Raw genomic sequence first — 16,981 nt, 5'->3', positions numbered from 1 at the left:
GTCCGCCGGGCCAACTGTCTCCCGTGGTCCCACGCCCGCGGCAACAGGCCTTCCTAGCCTGCTCACATGGTGCTGATCAGAAAGTCCTCAACTGCCTTGAGCGCGGCGGCATTTGCCGCACTGTTCATGACGTACGGATCACCCGCCGCCGTCGCCTCGCCGAACGGCGCGGGCGACGCGGCCATTCACGAAGTCGACGTCACCGACCTGCCGGCCACCAAGGAAGGCCAGCCCACGGTCGCCGTCAACCCGAGAAACCCGAAGAACCTCGTCTTCGTCTCGACGATCTTCCCGCCGTCACCGGGCCTGGAGCCGGTCGACGGCGGCTGTTTCCTGGCCTACTCGAACGACCGGGGCGACACCTGGACCCGGGTGGCCTGGCCGTTGGGGACGGCGGCGCCCAAGTGCGGTGAGCCGAGCGTGCAGTTCGACGCGAAAGGCACCGTGTACGTGGACAACAACCAGGTCAGCTCGGGGCTGGCCGCGAACCTGGTGAACCACAACCAGGTCGCCAAGTCCACCGACGGCGGCCGGACTTGGACCGACCCGGTGTCCACCCCGCTGCTCCTCGGCGGTGCCCCGAAGATGCGCGTGGACGCCGCGACCGGCAAGGTCTACGCGGTCGCCGGTGCGGCCTGGGAGTATCCGAGCGCGGTCTCTGTCAGCGCGGACGGCGGCAAGACCTTCAGCACCGACTCGCGGGTGATCCCGGGCCCGATGCCCTGCATCGAGGTGGCGCCCGGCATCCCGCTCGTGTGCGGCTATCCCGGGCGCGAGATCGCCGTGTACGGCGGGATCCTCGTGTCCGCCTCCCAGGAGGCGGGGCAGCCGGTGAACTTCCACGTCAGCCGCGACGGCGGCAGGACATGGACGAACACCACCCTCAAGGACGGCCAGGGAAACCCGGTCGCGGCGGGCACCGGTTCCCTGGTGCCGACCCCGGGCCTGGGCGCGGCGGCCGACCCCGTCCCGTGGGTCGCCGCCGACACCTCCCACCGCGGCGGGTTCGCCGTGATGGTCCCCCGGGACTCGAACACCCTGGACGTCTACGTCACCCCGGACGCCGGCCGGACCTGGACCGGACCGGCGACCATCTCCGCGACGGGCGCTCTGCGGCCGGCGATCGACTTCGGCGCGAACGGCGATCTGGGGGTCATGTGGCGGACCACGACCGGCGACGCGTTCTCGGCCGTCTCGTTCGACCACGGACGCTCGTTCAGCGCCCCGGTGCGGGTCAACCACGCGACCGAGCCGGTCGGCGAGACGGGCCCGCCCGGTGACCGCTGGTCGGGCATCACCCTGACCGACAGGTACGCCTACGTCACCTGGGCCGACGGGCGGAACAACTCCTCCCTCGACTCGGTCATCAGCCGGGTGCCGCTGAAGCTGTACAAGCCGGCCCTCACTGCCGGGGAGTGACCAGTCCCGCGTCGTAGGCGACGATCACCGCCTGGATACGGTCCCGGGCGCCGAGCTTGGCCAGCACCCGGCCGACGTGCTTCTTCACCGTGGACTCGGTCAGCACGAAGTGTTCGGCGATCTCGGCGTTCGTCCAGCCCGTGCCGATGGCGACGAGCACCTCGTGCTCGCGTTCGGTGAGCGTCGCCAGCCGCGGGTCCGTGCGCGGCCCGGCGTCGGGTGCCAGGACGTCGTGGGCGTGGGCGTCGAGCAGGCGGCGGGTCAACCGGGGGGAGACCACGGCGTCGCCGGTCGCGACCGCCTCGATAACGGCGAGGAGTTCCGCCGGCCGGACGTCCTTCAGCAGGAAGCCACTGGCCCCGGCGCGCAGGCCGGCGTAGGCGTACTCGTCGAGGTCGAATGTGGTCAGGATGAGCACGCGGGTGCGGCCGCCCGCCGCCACGATGCGGCGGGTGGCCTCGATGCCGTCGAGACCGGGCATCCGTACGTCCATCAGGACCACGTCGGGGCTCAGTTCGGCCGCCATGCGCACGGCCTGCGCGCCGTTGTCCGCCTCGCCGACGACGCTCACGCCGGGGGAGCCGTCGAGCAGCATCCGGAAGCCCATGCGGGGCAGCGGCTGGTCGTCGGCGATCAGGATCGTGGTCACGGCGTGGGTTCTCCGGAGGTGGCCGAGGCGGACGGATCCAGCAGGACGTCGACGATCCATCCCCGGCCGTCGTCGCGTGGTCCGATGGTCGCGGTGCCGTCGTAGAGCGCGGCCCGTTGGCGGATGCCGACCAGGCCGTGGCCGCCGCTGTCCCTGCGGGAGGTCGGTTTCCGTGACGGCGAACCGGTGTCGGTGACCCTCACGCGGAGCCCGCCGCCCTGGACCGCGACCCTGACGTCGGCCGTGGCGCCGGGGCCGACGTGTTTGAGGGTGTTGGTCAGGGCCTCCTGCACCACGCGGAAGACCGTGAGCTGCACGCCCCGGCCCAGCGCGTCGACCGGGCCGACGGTGCGGTACGCCACCGGCAGCCCGGCCGCGCGGACCCGGTCGAGCAGGGTGTCCAGGTCACGGACGCCCGGCTGCGGGGACCTTGACGTGTCCTGCTCTTCCGGCGATTCGCGCAAGACCCCCAGCACGCGCCGGAGTTCGTCCATCGCCTGCCGCCCGGTGTCTCCGATGAGATGAAGTACCTGCTCGGTGCGACCGGGGTCGCGGGTGGTGAGCACGGCGGCGCCGTCGGCGAGGTTGACCATGACCGACAGGTTGTGGCCGACGATGTCGTGCATCTCCCGGGCGATCCGCGAACGCTCCGCCGCCGCCGTCAGCCGGACCCGCTGGTCCCGCTCGATCTCCAGCCGCGCCGCCCGGTCCCGCAGCGCCGACAGGTACAGCCGGCTGATGCGGACGGTCAGGCCCAGGGCCACAGCTCCGACGCCGGTACCGACGGACAGGACCAGAAAAGCCACCGGACCGGCCGTCGGAATCACGGTGACCACGAGCAGCACCCACCCCGCCACGGTCACCGGCAGCGCCCAGCAGATGGCTCGCGGCGAAGCGTGACGGGCAAGGTCGAACAGGGCGATCAGCAGGACGAGGGCGGCGGCGGGCCCCAGACCGAGCGACCACATGACCGGACACACGAGAAGACAGACGCCGTAGACGACGGCGGGACGACGGCGACGCCACCACAACGGGACGACCAGCACGGCCGCGATGCCCAGCACCACACCGACGGGCAGGCCGGCGCCCACCGGGCGGGACACCGGATGCCCCGGGCCGTGCGACAGCAGGTCCGGTGGCGCGGCGGCGGCGGCGAGGACCACCACGGCGGTGTCGAGGAGCCACGGACGGCGCCGGTCGGCCGCCCGCAGACGGCTCAGCACCCGCAGCAGCAGCCGCGTCACGGGGTGCGCCCAGACGGCGTCCGGCCCGGGCGGAGGCATGGTCGGCTCCGCCCGGGCCGAGCGCGCCCTCGTCCTGTCGTGCATCGGCTCCATCCTCGCGGACGCGATCTCAGACGTCACTGCGACGCAGCCGGAGGGCGGCACCGGCCAGCAGCAGTACGGCCCACACCAGCAGCGCCGTCACCCCCGCTCCGGGGCCGACCAGGGAGTCGCTCGACGCGTGCAGGGTCATCACCGACTGGCCCGCGTTGCTGGGCAGATACCGGCTGACGGTGTCGCCGAGCGAGCTGGGCAGCAGCCCGGTCAGGCCGGGCAGGACGAGCACGACACCGGCCAGGATCGCGATGCCTCCCGCGGTGCTGCGCACGAGCAGGCCGACCGTCACGCCGTACACACCGACCAGGCCCAGATACACTCCCGCGCCCAGCAGGCACCGGAGGACCCCGGCGTCCCCGAGGGACAGGGCGATCCTCTCGCCGTGCAGGGCGGCGCTCCCGATCAGGAACGAGAGCAGGGCGCCGAGGGTGGCCGCGACGAACGCGATCGGGCCGTAGACCGCGCACTTCGCCCACAGCACGGGCAGCCGGCCCGGTACCGCGGCGAAGGTCGAGCGGACCATCCCCGTGCTGTACTCGCCGGCCGACATCAGGACCCCCAGCGCGCCGACGGCCAGGGCCGCGAGGTTGGTGCCGGCCAGGGTCAGGGTCAGTGCCGCGCCGGAGTCCGCGTCCTTGCCGCCGAGCGGGCCGTCCGGAGTGTAGAGGGCGGCGGCGACCGACCCGATGGCCACCAGGAACAGCACGGCCACGCCCAGCGTGATCCAACTGGAGCGCAGCGACCAGAACTTGGACCACTCGGAGCGGACGACGCGTCGGCCGGTGACTCGGTGGACAAGCGGGGTGACGGTGCTCGTACTCATCAGGCGGCCCTCCCGGCGTCGATGCTCTGGTACTCCACGGCGTCCTGGGTCAGTTGCATGAACGCCTCCTCCAACGACACCGATTCGGCGGCCAGTTCGTAGAGCGGCACGCGGTGCTCGGCTGCCAGCTCCCCGATCCGCCGGGTGTCCAGGCCGGAGACGACCAGCCGCTCGGCGTCCGTCGAGGTCACGGTGACGCCCGGGCCGGCCAGCAGCGAGCGCAGTCGCGCGGGCTCACCGGTGGCCACCCGCACCCCCTTGTCCGCCGACCCCTCCACCAGCGCGTCGACGGTCGTCTCGGCCAGCAGCCGCCCCCGCCCCACGACCACCAGTCGGTCGGCGGTCTGCGCCATCTCGCTCATCAGATGCGAGGACAGCATCACCGTGCGCCCCTCGGCGGCCAGCCCGCGCAGCAACTCCCGTACCCAGCGCACCCCTTCGGGATCGAGCCCGTTCACCGGCTCGTCCAGCATCACCACCGCCGGATCACCCAGCAGCGCGGCGGCGATGCCCAGCCGCTGCCCCATCCCCAGCGAGAACGCCCCGACCCGCTTGTGCGCCACCGCGTGCAGACCGGCCAGATCGATGACCTCCTCCACCCGCCGCCTCGGCACACCATGGGTGTACGCCAACGCCATCAGGTGGTTGAACGCGGAGCGCCCCGGATGGACGGCCCTCGCCTCCAGCAGCACCCCCAACTCCTGCAAGGGCGCGCGGTGTCGGGCGTAGGGCCTGCCGTTGACCAGGGCCGTGCCGCTGGTCGGCGCGTCCAGGCCCACGATCATCCGCATGGTGGTGGACTTGCCCGCCCCGTTCGGCCCCAGGAACCCGGTCACCTGCCCCGGCGGCGCGGTGAAACTCAGCCCGTCCACCGCCGTCCTGTCCCCGTACCGCTTGGTCAGCCCACGAACTTCGATCACAGCGCCGCTCCCCGCTCGCCTTTGGCCCGGCATCCGGCCGGGTCACTGCTGTCGAGGCTAGGAGCGGCTGCGGCGCGACCCGTGGGCCCGGAGGTCACAATGACCGCTGGTCAGTGGTACCGGGGTACACCGGATCGGCCCCGCTACTCGTACCGGTACTTCAGCGAGTCCGCCTCCGTCTGCTGGATGTCGGCGATCGTCAGGTCCGGCATCCGCAGTTGGGCCAGCGTCACCTCGGCCGACGTCGGCTGGGCGTCCGCGGGCAGCCACCGCTCCGGCTTCCACGCCCCGCTGCGCAGCAGGGACTTGGGGCAGTGCGGGTAGACCTCCTCGATGCCCACGACCAGCGCGCTGGCCGGCGGCTTGCCCACGGCGGTCAGCTGTGAGAGCAGGTCCGGGCGGGTGGAGACGCAGGCCCGGCCGTTCACCCGCAGGGTCGTGGTGCGCCCGGGGATGACGAACAGCAGCCCGGCCCGTCCGGTGGTTATGACGTTCTGCAAGGTGTCCAGGCGCTTGTTGCCGGTCGCGTCCGGTATCGCCACCGTCCGGTCGTCCAGGACGGCGACGAATCCCGCGGGGCCGCCGCGCGGGGAGACGTCGCAGTTGCCCTCGGCGTCCGCGCTGGCCACCAGGACCAGCGACGAGCAGCCGATCAACCGCCGTGTCTGGTCGGTGAGTTCGGTCATCTGCTTCCGTACGGCGGCTTCGCCGGGGAGGTCGTAGACCTGGCGCAGCGCGTCCTGGTCGGACAGGGCGTCGAGACGGAGCGAGTCGAAGGCGGTACCGGCAAGAGGCGTCGTCATGTCTCCGACCCTAAAGGCCGGACAGGGAGACGAACGGGCGGACGACCGGCCGGTGTCACCAACTCCCAAGCGGTTTACAGGAGTTGGACCCTAGTAAGTATGCAAACCCCCACCCCGGATCCACCCACCCCTCGCTAGCATCCCGTCATGCCTCTGCGTCGGCGCCACGACAAGCTCGCCGCCCTGCCGCGCGACCCGCGAGCCGACGACTACCCGATGCCGGCCGTCCCGTACGGGTGGTACGCCGTACTCCGCGGCGACGAACTCCGTCCGGGCGAGGTCGTCAGCCTGCACTACTTCGGGCGGGCGCTCATCGCCTTCCGGGGAGCGGACGGCCGGGCGGCCGTACGGGACGCGCACTGCCCGCACTACGGCGCGCACCTCGGCGCGGGCGGCAAGGTCGTGGACGGCAGTGCGGAATGTCCGTTCCACGGCTGGCGGTTCGGCCCGGACGGGCGGTGCGTGGCGGCTCCGTTCGCGCGCCGGACTCCGAAGGTGTCGCTCGGCGGCTTTCCGGTCCGTGAGCACAGCGGGCTCGTCTTCGTCCACGTCGGGCCGGACGATCCGTCGTGGGAGGTACCGGAGATCCCGGAGGCGGCGTCCGGGCGGTTCGCCAGGCCGATCGACGACGTCTGCCGCGCGCGCATCCACATCCAGGAGATGCGCGAGAACATCGTCGACGAGTCCCACTTCCACACCCTCCACGGTCAGAGCGAACCCCTCGTCCAGGACTGGCGGTCGAACGGCCCCTTCGCCGAAGCCCGCGGCCGGATCCGCCGGCGCGTCCTCGGCCGGGACATCGACAACAGTTTCGACGCGTTCATGTACGGACCCGGCGTCATGGTGGTCCGCACCCACGGCCCCGCCCTGTCGGTGACCGCCGTCGCCCTCACCACCCCCGTCGACGACCGCACGAGCGAGATGCGGATGCTGTACTACGTCCGCAAACCGGCCCGGTTCCCGTTCCTGACGCCCGTGCTCAAGCTCGTCTTCCGGACGCAGGCCCTGGGCGAGGTGCGCGAGGAACTCCGGATCTGGGACCACAAGATCCACCGGCCGCACCCGGTCCTGCTCCCCCACGAACAGGGCATCAAGGCATTGCGCCGCTGGTACGCGCAGTTCTACGGCGGCGGCCCGACCGCGAGTGCCTAGGCCGGAGACACCGGCCGTTCCGCCGACAGGCCGCGGTTCACGGTGCGGTGGGCGCATGCTCAGGTCGGGACCGTGCTCGACGCCGGCAGGCGATCCCGCCATCCGGCGTGTGGAATGTAGCCAAGGACGGGAGAACTCACGATGGATCTCGGACTGAACGGACAGGTGGCCGTGGTCACCGGTGCCAGCAGGGGGATCGGGCTGGCGGTCGTACGGGCGCTGGTCGCCGAGGGAGTCACGGTCCACGCCGGGGCCCGGAACTCCTCGCCCGGCCTGGAGGAGCTGGCCGCGACCGGGAACGTACGGGTCGTACCGGTCGACCTGGGCGAGGCGTCCGGACCCGCGCGGCTCATCGAGGCGGCGGGCGACCGGATCGACATCCTCGTCAACAACGTGGGAACGGCTCCGGCCCGCACCGGAGGATTCCTCACGGTCACCGACGAGGAGTGGCTCGCCACCCTGAACCTCAACCTGATGGCGGCCGTCCGTACGACCCGGAGCGCCCTGCCGGTGATGCTCGCCCGGGGACGGGGCTCGATCGTGAACATCTGCTCGGTCAACGCGGCGCTCCCCGACCCGGCGGTCATCGACTACAGCGCCTCGAAGGCGGCCCTCGCGGGCTTCTCCAAGGCCCTGTCCAAGGAGGTCGGCGCGAAGGGGATCCGGGTCAACACCGTCAGCCCGGGGCCGGTCGAGACCGATCTCTGGCTGGGGGAGGGCGGGGTCGCCGCGACGGTCTCCGAGGCGACCGGCATGAAACCCCAGGACGTCATCGACAACGCCGCGCGGACGACAGTGACCGGCCGCTTCTCCCGGCCCGCCGAGATCGCCGACGTGGTCCTGCTGCTGTCCGCGGACCGCACGGCGAACGTCACCGGCGCGGACATCACCGTGGACGGGGGCTTCATCCCCACCTGGTGAGCACACCAGAACCCCACGTGAAGAGCACACCCCAACGGGCGGGGACGCCCAGGGCGGCGCCGCCCTGGGTGTCCCCGCATCCCACCCACCGCCCTATTGCACACCTGTGACAGCGACCGCACAGTCCCGTCACCCGCTGCGGGAACACTCCGTCTTGTCGCGAAGGGCAGCAAGCCGAGCGGACCGGTTCAGGGTCCGGGGACGGCCGGCGGTTCCCGCGAGACTCTCGTCGCAGCGTCATTCACATCACTGGGGGAACCTCGATGTCCGCTCGTAACCGTCGGCGCGCCGGCGCAACCGTCGTCACCGCAGGTGCCGCCGCCCTGCTCGCCCTGTGCGGCACGGCCTGCGCCGCGCCGGCCGCCCCGGCCTCCGGCGGAGCCAAGGGCAGCGCCGCGATGGTCGCCGCGGCCGCGTCCACCCACATGCTCACCGTGCCCAGGGGACTCACCCTCAGCAACGGCACCCGCCACGTGATCGTCAACGGCAGGTCGATCGACTTCGGCACCACGGTCCGTGACCTGGCCTGGAACCCGGGCGGCAGCAAGGCCGCCTTCATCGACGGGCACGGCAACCTCGTCGTCTCCAACCCCGACGGCACCCACCGCGTCACCGTCGCCGCCAACCCGGGCGGACAGACGTGGTCCCACCCCACCTGGCAGGTGACCGCCGCCGACCGGACGAACCAGATCCCCGCGAAGAACAACCTCATCTTCTCGGCGAAGATCCACGGCAGCACCGTCCTGGAGGGCGTCAAGGCCACCGCCAACCACGGCAGGCCGGCCAGGATCAGCCTGAACGGCGAGGCGGGGGAGGGGGCCGTCCCCCAGACCAACAACACCTGGCCCAACGCCGGCGGCAAGTACGGCTCGGCCGTCTACGAGAACACCCACACCGGCGAGGTCTACATCCGCGACGACTACCTGCGCCAGCAGGGCGGCGCGCTGGCCAAGGGTTCCGAGCCCGCGCTCTCCCCCGACAACGAGGAGGTCGTCTTCGTCCGTTCCGTCCACGGCCACGACCACCTCTTCGTGGAGGACCTCGCCAGCTCCACGAACACCGTCAAGGACGTCACCCCCGCCGCCACCACCGACTACACCGAGCCCACCTGGTCCCCCAACGGCAAGACCATCGCCTTCCGCGCCCCGACCGGTACGTACACCATCACGAAGACCGCCCACGGCTTCGGCAGGCCCGTGAAGGTCTCCACCCACACCGGCCTGCCCGCCTACCGCGGCTGACCGCCGCCCAACCGCCCGCCGGAGCGGGCGAGTTCGGCCCGGAGCTCGGGCAGATGCTGGTCGGCCGTGTCGTGCGGCAGATACTCGACCACATCGAGAAAACGGAACAGGACCTGGCTCTTGGTGACGGCGAACTCGTAGTCGCCGAACCCCACCACGGCACCCATGTCCCCACGGACAGCGCCCCGGACGACATGCGCGGTCATGTCGTCCGGGCTCTGTGCCGTCAGCCCGCGCCGCGCGTTGGGACGCGCCAGATACGGGCAGACCATCGAGGCGTAGAGCATGCACGCACGGTGCCCCGGCCCCTCCAGGGTCGCCGCCATGTTCCGGTACGGCCGCCCGGCATCGAGCGCCTCCCTGATCGCCGAACTCTCCGCGGCACCGACCACCCGCCACACCGCCCCCTTGGGCATCAGAGTGCCGCAGACGGAACACAGCCGCCGCCGCGCACACTCCGCGCTGCGCCCGTAGTCGGTGAGCGCGAACTGCGGCTCGCCGCCCTCCCACGGCGTGATGGCGGGCACGGGATAACCCCGGCTGTCACGAGGCCTGCCCTCGACGGTCACCGGCATGGGAACTGAATCGAATCGCACACCTCATGGTCGGTCACGCGACCGCTCACCGCGACGGTCGACCGGACATTCACCGGCGCGGCGCTCTGAACGATCGCCCCGGAAACTAGGCCATTTTGCAGATGCCCCCGCCCAACGCCCCCTCATAAGGTCCATGACACACCACCCCGATCCAGCCGCCCGAGGAGTCCCATGAGTACCGATGTTTCCCGCCGCCAGGTGCTCGCCGCCGGAGCGGCAGTGGCCGGAGCGGCCGCGCTGGTCGGCGGTGTCGCAGGAACGGCCGATGCGGCGAGCGCTGCGGCCGGTACGAGCAAGGAGAACCCCAAGGTGAAGCCCACGATCGTCCTCGTGCACGGCGGCTACGCCGATTCCTCCTGCTGGAACGCCACCATCAAGGAGCTGCAGTACAAGGGCTACACCACGATCTCCGGGTCGAACCCGCTGCGGGGCATTCCGACCGACGCCCCCTACATCGCGAGCCTGCTGGACTCCGTCAGCGGACCGGTCGTGCTGGTCGCGCACTCCATGGGCGGGACGGTCATCACGAACGCCGCCGCCGGGAAGAGCAACGTCAAGGCGCTCGTCTACGTCGCCGCGTTCGTGCCCGACGTCGGCGAGACGCAGGGCGAGCTCATCACCAAGTTCCCCGGCAGCGAGGTCGAACCGGTGAGCGTCCCGGTGCCGTACACGAAGGCCGACGGCACGACCGGTATCGACCTGTACCTGAGCAAGGACGGCCAGGCGGCCTTCGCCGCCGACATCTCCACCACCGACTTCAAGGTCCTCCAGGCCACGCAACGGCCGTTCGACGCCGATTCCTTCACCTTCCCGACCACGGCCGCGGCCTGGAAGACGATCCCGGTGTGGGGGCTGGTCGCCGGCCAGGACAAGGCGATCCCGCCGGCCTGCGAGCGCTGGATGTACAGCCGCGCGAACGCCCGCAAGGTCGTCGAGGTGCCGGGCTCCTCCCACGTCGTGATGCTCAGTCACCCCAGGATCGTCGCCGGTCTCATCGAGGACGCCGCCAAGGCGACCGGCTGACGCGCACGAAGAGAACACAGAGAATGAAGAACGCCCCGGTCCGTCACCACGGACCGGGGCGTTCCCGCTACCAGCAGCCCTCTACCGTCGCCGCGAGTCCGTCCAGGCCGTGGGTGACGGTCGCCGTCGGTGCCGTGCCGTTCTCGACGAACGCGAAGCTCTTCCAGCGGCCGTCCGCGCCCTTGGCGACCCCGGCCAGCGCGGACACATCGCTCAGGGTGCCGGTCTTGGCATCGACCTTTCCTACGGCGCAGGAGGCGGGGGCGGTGGTGAAGCGGCCGTAGGAGGTGCTGAGGGTGCCGTCGACGCCCGCGACCGGGAGGCCCTGCAGGATCGGCCACAACTTGGCCTGGTAGTGGGTGTCCACCGCGAGGGCCGCGATGGCGGAGAGCGCGTCGGCCGTCATGCGGTCGCTGCGGGAGAGGCCGCTGCCGTCGTACTCCTTCACGCCGGTGAGCGGGATGCCGTACTGGACGAGGACCGCGTGCACCGCGGCGGTGCCGCCCGCGAAGGTGGCGGCCCGGCCCTGGCCGAGCGCGGTGAGCCGGAGCAGGCCCTCGGCGATGTCGTTGTCGCTGTGCTTGAGCATGTATTCCACGGTCGTCGACAGCGGCTTCGAGGTGTGGGTGGCCACGACCGTGGTGCCCGAGGGGGCCTTGGCGCGTGCGGGGGTGCCCACCGTGACGCCCTGGGCGGCGAGTTGCTGGGCGAAGTACTTGGTGGCGGTGAGCGCGGTGTCCGAGGTGTTGTCGCCCTCGATGCGCAGGGCCCGGACCGGGGCGACCGTGTCCGGGTAGTAGCTGCTGCTCCAGCCGGTGGCGAGGCTGGGGGCGGCGAAGAGGTGGTCGTCGAACATCAGCCGTACCGAGTGCAGGTCCTTGGCCTTCAGGGACTTGGCGGCGGCGGTGGCGAGGCTCTTCAGGTCGGCGGAGCTGAGTTGCTGGTCGCCGCCGCCGACCAGGTACACGGTGCCGGAACGGTAGACGGCCTTGGTCTGCACGGTGTGGGTCGGGCCCAGCACGGTGAGCGCGGCGACCGCGGTGCCCAGCTTGTTGGTGGAGGCGGGCATCACCCCCTTCGCGGGGTTCTGGGACCACACCTTCTGCCCGGAGGCGACGTCCCGGACCTCACCCACCACATTGGTGCCCAACTGGGCTGTGCCGATCCGCTGGTTGAGCTTCCCCGCCATCGCCTTGTCGGCGGCCGTCAGCGCGTTCGCCGCCGACGCGGAGGTGGCGGTCATCGCCATCGCGGCCACCACCGGAACCGCGATCACGGCCGCCCGCCGACCGCTCTTCCCGAGTTTCCCGTTCCCGCCACGCGGAAGCGCATGCCTACCCACAGCGTTCTCTCCTTCGTGTTGCCGGTGCGTCCCGTACGGCGAACATGCGACCAGCGGCCCGAGACCGCCTCTGGATCGTTTCGTCCTGGTTCTCTAACTGCCGGGGCCGGCGGTGAGGAAGGCGTCGGCCGCGGTGCAGAGTAGCTGGCGGGTGGCGAGAGCGGTCAACGGGCCGGTGAGCGACGGCAGTTCGACCGTCACCGCGCTGCCCGCGAGACGGATGGACGGTCGCCCCTTCTGGAGCGGCGGATACGCGGCCGTCAAGGCCGGGCTGCTGGAGAGCAGCATGGCCCCGCTGGAGCAGACCTTCCCGATCGGCACCTCGACCCCCAGCGCCATCCGGACGGCCGACGCCTACGCGACCTTCGCCAACAGCGGCAAGCAGAACGACCCCTGCTCGGTGACCGGGGTGCTCCGGCACGGCAAGCCGGTCGGCGGGCTCCAACACCCGGACGCGCGGGCCGCGTTCACTCCGGGAGTGGCCGCGATCGTCGACAAGGTGCTGCAGGGCGTGGCCTTCCAGAACGGTACCCAGACGATCGTCCCCGGCTCCGCGCCCGTGGCCACCGGCGCCGACGACCTGACCAAGTCGGCCCGGTTCATGGGCTACGACGGGGACTTCGAGCTCAATCGCCGGTGACCGAGAGAACGCTGCCTATCTTCGCGTCCTGGTAGAACCACTTGGCGTCGGCGCCGTCCAGGCCGATCCAGCCGCCGGTGCCTTGGGTGCCGAGGCTCTTCCTCTTGTAGAAGGTGGTGACGCCGACGTAGACGGGTTCGTTGTGGGCATCACGCAGTTCGACCGCGAGCAAGATCTCCGTGGTGCCGGCCAGAACCTTGGTGTCGTGCTTCCGGTACACGGTCAACGGCCCGACGAGTGCTGGTCTGTTGGAGGAGTCCGAGGTCAGCGGCATGACCCGGTCGCCGACGGTCAGGGCACGCTTGGCGAGGTCGAGCGTGCCGGTGGCGGGCACCGTGGAGACAGGGGTCGGCACTGCGGCGGAGGCGGCGGAAGGCGACGGGGTCGGTGCCTGCGACTGCGACGGGACGGCGGGCGTGGCGGCACCCGGGAGCTGACGGCCGTCGTCCTTCCCGGTGAGGTCCAGGGTCAGCGCGAGTCCCACCAGGGCGAGAGCCACCGCACCCGCGCCCAGCGTGCCGGCCATCCGACGGCGCGCCCGGCGCACCGCACGGCCACGGACCTCGGCGCCGGTGAGAACCGGACGGGCCTCCTGTTCCGCGGCGAACTCACGCAGCGCGACCGAGAGTTCGTCGGTGTCGTCCATGAACCCGTGGGCTCCGGTGGAGAGTTCATCCGACACGGCCGCTCTCCTTCCGGTTCCGAACCGGCTCGTCCGCCTCGTCCGGAGTCAGCTGCTTCGCCAGCGCCGCCCGTCCCCGGTACAGCCTGGCCTTGACCGTCCCCACCGGCGCGCCCGTCTCGGAGGCTATCTGCTCGACGCTCACATCACACAGATGGTGCAGGACGATCACCATCCGTTGTGCCGTGGGCAGTTCGCGCAGCGCGGCGACAAGTGCCGGGTGATCGGGGCTGGGTCCGGGCGTTGACACGGGCGGTGGAGTACGGCGCACCAACTCCAGCCAGCGCCTGGCCCGGCGCCAGCGGCTGACCGCCAGCCGCATGGCGACCGTGCGTATCCACGCCTCGGGCGCCTCGTCCGCCAGGAAGTCCCCGCGCCGGTCCCAGGCCCGTACGAACGCCTCCTGGACCACGTCCTGCGCCTCCTCCCGATCTCCGGTGAACGCCGCGAGCTGGCCGGTCAGACGGGGGAACGCGGCGGCGTAGAAGGCGTCGAACTCGTCCTCGGTCATGACCTCACCGGAGTCTCGGAATTCCCGTGCAACCCGACCGCCGCACCGTGCGTACAGGAAAGACGACGAACACGCGTCTCAGGATCCACTCCCCCCACAGTTGTATCGGAGGACCACCGAAGTGCCCGACCCCCACGACGACTTCACGGCGTACGCGCACGCGCAGCTGCCCCGGCTGGTCACCACCGCGCACCTGCTCTCCGGCGCGACCGGAGACCCCCGCGAGGCGACCGAGCTGGCGCGGAGAACGCTGGTGGGAGTGTGCGCGCGGTGGCGCCGGATACCTCGGGACGACGTGGACTTCTATGTACGGCGGTCCCTGGTCAAGGAGTTCCTGCGCGGGGCGCGCCGCCAACGGTCCCTGCCCGACGGTGTGTTGAAGGACACGTCCGCACGGCAGCGGGCGGTGCTCGTGATGCTGCACCGGGAGGGTCTGCGGGAGGCGGAGGTCGCCCAGCTGCTCGGCTGGTCGGCAGGCGCGGTGAGCAGCCGGGCCCGGCGGGGGCTGGCGGTGTGCGGGGGTGACGCGGGACGACTGCGGGAGCTCTTCGCGGAGGCTGCCGAAGCGGTCCAAGTCGGCTCAGGGGACGTCCCGTTCGGCGTTCCGCTCGATGCCGTGGAGCAGCGGGGCCGGGCGCTGCGCCGCCGCCGTAGGGCCGTGGTCGCGGCGCTCTGCGCGCTGCTGCTCGTCCCGGCGGGTGTCTTCGCCGCCGAGCGGATCGTGGGCGGTGGCACCGCGGACGGGTCGGTCGCCGGGGCGGCGGACGTGGCGCGGAGCCCGATACGGATCGTCGCGCCCGGCGAGCGGGTGGACGCCCTGCCGGGGGTTCAGGTCTGGCTGACGGGCGACGGCAAGCACTGGTCGACACCACAACGGCCCAACCAGTTCCTCGGGTTGACCGACGACAGCTACGCGAGCGGCTCGAAAGTGGGCGCCGAGAGCGGGAAGCCGGCCGCCTCCGTGCAGCCCGACCGGCTGAACAGCTCGTACTTCCTGTCCGGTCTGTACCGCGGCCTGTCCGCCGACCCGGCGCGCGTCGAGGTCACCGTCGACGACAGCAGGATGACCGGAACCGTCCTCACGCTGGCGGGCAGCCCGGGCTGGGGCGTCTGGTACACGCGGGCACCGCTGTCGTTGGCGGAGCTGAAGTCGAGCTACGGCGACGGCGGTCCGACCGTCACGGTGTACGACGCGGCCGGCAAGGTCGTCGCGCGGGGCGGGGCCGACCAGTGAGGCGCACCGCCAGGTCCGCCAGGCTTCGCATCCCGCTCCGCCTCCGGCTCCGCCGTACCCGGGGCCGGCTGCTGCGCCGGCTGATCATCGCCTTCCTCCTGCTGATCGTGGCGCTGTGCACGGCCGCGGTCGTCGCGTACCGGCTGACGGGCATCCCCGACCCGCACCCGGAGACCGTCACCCAGAGCACGGTCTTCGTCGACGACAAGGGCTCCTATCTGGGCCGGCGCGGTCCCGTGGACCGTCAGGAGGTGCCGCTGTCGCAGGTACCCCGCTATGTCCAGGACGCCGTGATCGCGGCCGAGAACCGCTCCTTCCGCACGGACGACGGGGTGTCGCCGCGCGCCGTCGCCCGCGCGGTACTGGCCTCGCTGACCGGCGGCGAACGGCAGGGCGGCTCCACCATCACCCAGCAGTACGTCAAGAACGCGCTGCTGAGCCCGGAGCAGTCGCTGTCCCGCAAGGCACGCGAGGCACTGATCGCGATCAAGCTCGACCGCACCCGCTCCAAGGACGAGATCCTCGCGGGCTATCTCAACACCGTGTATTTCGGCCGGGGTTCGGCCGGCATCGAGGCCGCCGCGCGCAACTACTTCGGCGTGGACACCCGCAAACTGACCGTCTCCCAGGGCGCCGCGCTGGCGGCGATCGTCAACATCCCCTCGTACTACGAGAAGGCGGGCTCCGACCCCGAGGTGACCGCGACGCTCAGGGCCCGCTGGGAGTGGGTGCTCGACGCGATGACGGCGGGCGGCAGCATCACGGCGAAGCAGCGCGCCGAGGCCGTGTTCCCCGCGTTCCGGTTCTATCCGCCGGGCGCGACCGAGGGACAGCGGCAGTACATGATCGACGTGGCGGCACAGGAGGCCGCCGACCGGCTCGGCATCACCGAGGACCAGTTGGCGCGCGGCGGCTACACCGTGCGCACCACCTTCGACCTGGCGCTCCAGGACGCCACCACCGAGGCGGTGAAGGACCTCAAGGACGGCAGGGGTGGGGCTGCCGGCAAGGGCGTCACGCTGCACGCCGCCGTCGTGGCGATCGTGCCCGGCGACGGGGCGGTACGGCTGCTGTACGGGGGGTCGGACTACGCCCGGCAGCCGTTCAACGACGCGGTGGGCGGCGCGGTGGAGGCGGGCACGGCGCTGGACCCATTCGCCAAGATCCGGCTCGGCGCCCCGCTGACCGCCCTCCCGAAGACCGCGGCACCCACCCCCCTGAAGCTGGCCTCGGCATACGCGACCGTAGCGGCGAACGGAATGTACGCGGCCCCGTACACGGTCACGAAGATCACCCGGGACGGCCGGCAGGTGTACACCGCGCACCCCGACACCCGGCGCGCGCTGGAGGAGAAGGACGCGTTCATGGTGAGCGCGCAGATGTCCAAGTCGTACGACGACGCGCTCCCCGCGGTTCCCGCGGCCCAGCGTGCCCCGCAGACCGCTTTCACGGCCGGCGCGGGCGGCGGCATCACCCGCCGCACCGTGTGGTCCGCCCGACTGGACCCCCAACTCGCCCTGACCTTCGCCCTGTTCGCCGACCGCCCCGGCAAGAAGAAGAACACGACCGCACCGGCCCAACTGCCGAACGACCCGTCGCCGGCACAGTCCGCGACGGAGACCACGGCACAGATCTGGCGACTGGCCACGACGGGGACGGGATAGTCCGGGCCTCTTCCGCCGATG

The 16,981-nt window shown here is 71.5% G+C and carries 17 protein-coding genes; 8 read left to right on the top strand and 9 right to left on the bottom strand.

All coding sequences use genetic code 11. From position 1 onward, the window contains the following. Positions 1 to 66: 66 nt before the first annotated feature. Positions 67 to 1,419: a sialidase family protein gene (locus OH768_RS27640; RefSeq protein WP_406457976.1), complete on the top strand. Its 1,353-nt coding sequence runs from the start codon at positions 67 to 69 to the stop codon at positions 1,417 to 1,419. Here the strand turns inward: OH768_RS27640 and OH768_RS27635 are convergent. From OH768_RS27635 to OH768_RS27615, 5 genes are all read right to left on the bottom strand, one after another. Next, positions 1,403 to 2,068, bottom strand: a complete 666-nt coding sequence (locus tag OH768_RS27635; RefSeq protein WP_406457974.1) for a response regulator — start codon at positions 2,066 to 2,068, stop codon at positions 1,403 to 1,405. The genes OH768_RS27640 and OH768_RS27635 overlap by 17 nt on opposite strands. Next, positions 2,065 to 3,396, bottom strand: a complete 1,332-nt coding sequence (locus OH768_RS27630) for a sensor histidine kinase (protein ID WP_406457972.1) — start codon at positions 3,394 to 3,396, stop codon at positions 2,065 to 2,067. The genes OH768_RS27635 and OH768_RS27630 overlap by 4 nt, the downstream gene beginning before the upstream one ends. A 25-nt stretch (positions 3,397 to 3,421) precedes the next feature. After that, positions 3,422 to 4,231 carry an ABC transporter permease gene (locus OH768_RS27625; RefSeq protein ID WP_406457970.1) on the bottom strand — a complete coding sequence of 270 codons (810 nt, stop codon included), beginning with the start codon at positions 4,229 to 4,231 and terminating at the stop codon, positions 3,422 to 3,424. Further along, entirely contained in the window at positions 4,231 to 5,151 is a 921-nt protein-coding gene (locus tag OH768_RS27620) for an ABC transporter ATP-binding protein (protein ID WP_406457968.1), read from the bottom strand. The genes OH768_RS27625 and OH768_RS27620 overlap by 1 nt, the downstream gene beginning before the upstream one ends. Before the next feature lie 143 nt (positions 5,152 to 5,294). Further along, a complete protein-coding gene (locus tag OH768_RS27615; protein WP_406457966.1) occupies positions 5,295 to 5,954 on the bottom strand; it encodes an MSMEG_1061 family FMN-dependent PPOX-type flavoprotein in 660 nt (219 codons plus the stop codon). A 147-nt stretch (positions 5,955 to 6,101) separates the two neighbouring features. Here OH768_RS27615 and OH768_RS27610 point away from each other — a divergent pair, with 147 nt between their 5' ends. The 3 genes from OH768_RS27610 to OH768_RS27600 all read left to right on the top strand — a co-directional run bounded on the left by OH768_RS27610 (position 6,102) and on the right by OH768_RS27600 (position 9,268). After that, entirely contained in the window at positions 6,102 to 7,106 is a 1,005-nt protein-coding gene (locus OH768_RS27610; RefSeq protein ID WP_406457964.1) for a Rieske 2Fe-2S domain-containing protein, read from the top strand. Between the two features lie 141 nt (positions 7,107 to 7,247). Beyond that, entirely contained in the window at positions 7,248 to 8,027 is a 780-nt protein-coding gene (locus tag OH768_RS27605; protein WP_406457962.1) for an SDR family NAD(P)-dependent oxidoreductase, read from the top strand. Positions 8,028 to 8,290: 263 nt separating this feature from the next. Continuing rightward, on the top strand, positions 8,291 to 9,268 hold the full coding sequence (locus OH768_RS27600; protein ID WP_406457960.1) for a TolB family protein: 978 nt from the start codon (positions 8,291 to 8,293) through the stop codon (positions 9,266 to 9,268). Here the strand turns inward: OH768_RS27600 and OH768_RS27595 are convergent. Next, positions 9,256 to 9,795 carry a hypothetical protein gene (locus tag OH768_RS27595; RefSeq protein ID WP_406457958.1) on the bottom strand — a complete coding sequence of 180 codons (540 nt, stop codon included), beginning with the start codon at positions 9,793 to 9,795 and terminating at the stop codon, positions 9,256 to 9,258. The genes OH768_RS27600 and OH768_RS27595 overlap by 13 nt on opposite strands. 240 nt (positions 9,796 to 10,035) lie before the next feature. Here OH768_RS27595 and OH768_RS27590 point away from each other — a divergent pair, with 240 nt between their 5' ends. Beyond that, positions 10,036 to 10,887 carry an alpha/beta fold hydrolase gene (locus OH768_RS27590; RefSeq protein WP_406457956.1) on the top strand — a complete coding sequence of 284 codons (852 nt, stop codon included), beginning with the start codon at positions 10,036 to 10,038 and terminating at the stop codon, positions 10,885 to 10,887. Positions 10,888 to 10,954: 67 nt separating this feature from the next. Here the strand turns inward: OH768_RS27590 and dacB are convergent, their stop codons facing one another. Beyond that, positions 10,955 to 12,229: a D-alanyl-D-alanine carboxypeptidase/D-alanyl-D-alanine-endopeptidase gene (gene dacB / locus OH768_RS27585; protein ID WP_406457954.1), complete on the bottom strand. Its 1,275-nt coding sequence runs from the start codon at positions 12,227 to 12,229 to the stop codon at positions 10,955 to 10,957. Between the two features lie 133 nt (positions 12,230 to 12,362). Here dacB and OH768_RS27580 point away from each other — a divergent pair, with 133 nt between their 5' ends. Further along, positions 12,363 to 12,869 carry a hypothetical protein gene (locus tag OH768_RS27580; RefSeq protein ID WP_406457952.1) on the top strand — a complete coding sequence of 169 codons (507 nt, stop codon included), beginning with the start codon at positions 12,363 to 12,365 and terminating at the stop codon, positions 12,867 to 12,869. On the opposite strand, the gene OH768_RS27575 is transcribed toward OH768_RS27580, so the two are convergent. Beyond that, positions 12,856 to 13,551: a hypothetical protein gene (locus tag OH768_RS27575; RefSeq protein ID WP_406457951.1), complete on the bottom strand. Its 696-nt coding sequence runs from the start codon at positions 13,549 to 13,551 to the stop codon at positions 12,856 to 12,858. The genes OH768_RS27580 and OH768_RS27575 overlap by 14 nt on opposite strands. Next, a complete protein-coding gene (locus OH768_RS27570; protein WP_406457950.1) occupies positions 13,541 to 14,062 on the bottom strand; it encodes a SigE family RNA polymerase sigma factor in 522 nt (173 codons plus the stop codon). The genes OH768_RS27575 and OH768_RS27570 overlap by 11 nt, the downstream gene beginning before the upstream one ends. Before the next feature lie 121 nt (positions 14,063 to 14,183). On the opposite strand from OH768_RS27570, the gene OH768_RS27565 reads away from it, so the two are divergent. Further along, positions 14,184 to 15,296, top strand: coding sequence for a sigma factor-like helix-turn-helix DNA-binding protein (locus tag OH768_RS27565; protein WP_406457948.1), 1,113 nt, complete (start codon positions 14,184 to 14,186; stop codon positions 15,294 to 15,296). Then, a complete protein-coding gene (locus tag OH768_RS27560; RefSeq protein WP_406457946.1) occupies positions 15,293 to 16,960 on the top strand; it encodes a transglycosylase domain-containing protein in 1,668 nt (555 codons plus the stop codon). The genes OH768_RS27565 and OH768_RS27560 overlap by 4 nt, the downstream gene beginning before the upstream one ends. Positions 16,961 to 16,981: the final 21 nt, after the last annotated feature.

The organism is Streptomyces sp. NBC_01622, assembly GCF_045209635.1.
In the GTDB taxonomy this organism is placed as follows: Bacteria; Actinomycetota; Actinomycetes; order Streptomycetales; family Streptomycetaceae; genus Streptomyces.
This window is presented reverse-complemented; position numbering and strand designations above follow the sequence as displayed.

Excerpts from the sequence above, each read along its gene's own strand:
- OH768_RS27640 (WP_406457976.1), top strand. The coding sequence starts at position 67 with ATGGTGCTGATCAGAAAGTCCTCAACTGCCTTGAGCGCGGCGGCATTT.
- OH768_RS27630 (WP_406457972.1), bottom strand. The coding sequence starts at position 3,396 with ATGCACGACAGGACGAGGGCGCGCTCGGCCCGGGCGGAGCCGACCATG.
- OH768_RS27625 (WP_406457970.1), bottom strand. The coding sequence starts at position 4,231 with ATGAGTACGAGCACCGTCACCCCGCTTGTCCACCGAGTCACCGGCCGA.
- OH768_RS27615 (WP_406457966.1), bottom strand. The coding sequence starts at position 5,954 with ATGACGACGCCTCTTGCCGGTACCGCCTTCGACTCGCTCCGTCTCGAC.
- OH768_RS27610 (WP_406457964.1), top strand. The coding sequence starts at position 6,102 with ATGCCTCTGCGTCGGCGCCACGACAAGCTCGCCGCCCTGCCGCGCGAC.
- OH768_RS27605 (WP_406457962.1), top strand. The coding sequence starts at position 7,248 with ATGGATCTCGGACTGAACGGACAGGTGGCCGTGGTCACCGGTGCCAGC.
- OH768_RS27600 (WP_406457960.1), top strand. The coding sequence starts at position 8,291 with ATGTCCGCTCGTAACCGTCGGCGCGCCGGCGCAACCGTCGTCACCGCA.
- OH768_RS27590 (WP_406457956.1), top strand. The coding sequence starts at position 10,036 with ATGAGTACCGATGTTTCCCGCCGCCAGGTGCTCGCCGCCGGAGCGGCA.
- OH768_RS27570 (WP_406457950.1), bottom strand. The coding sequence starts at position 14,062 with ATGACCGAGGACGAGTTCGACGCCTTCTACGCCGCCGCGTTCCCCCGT.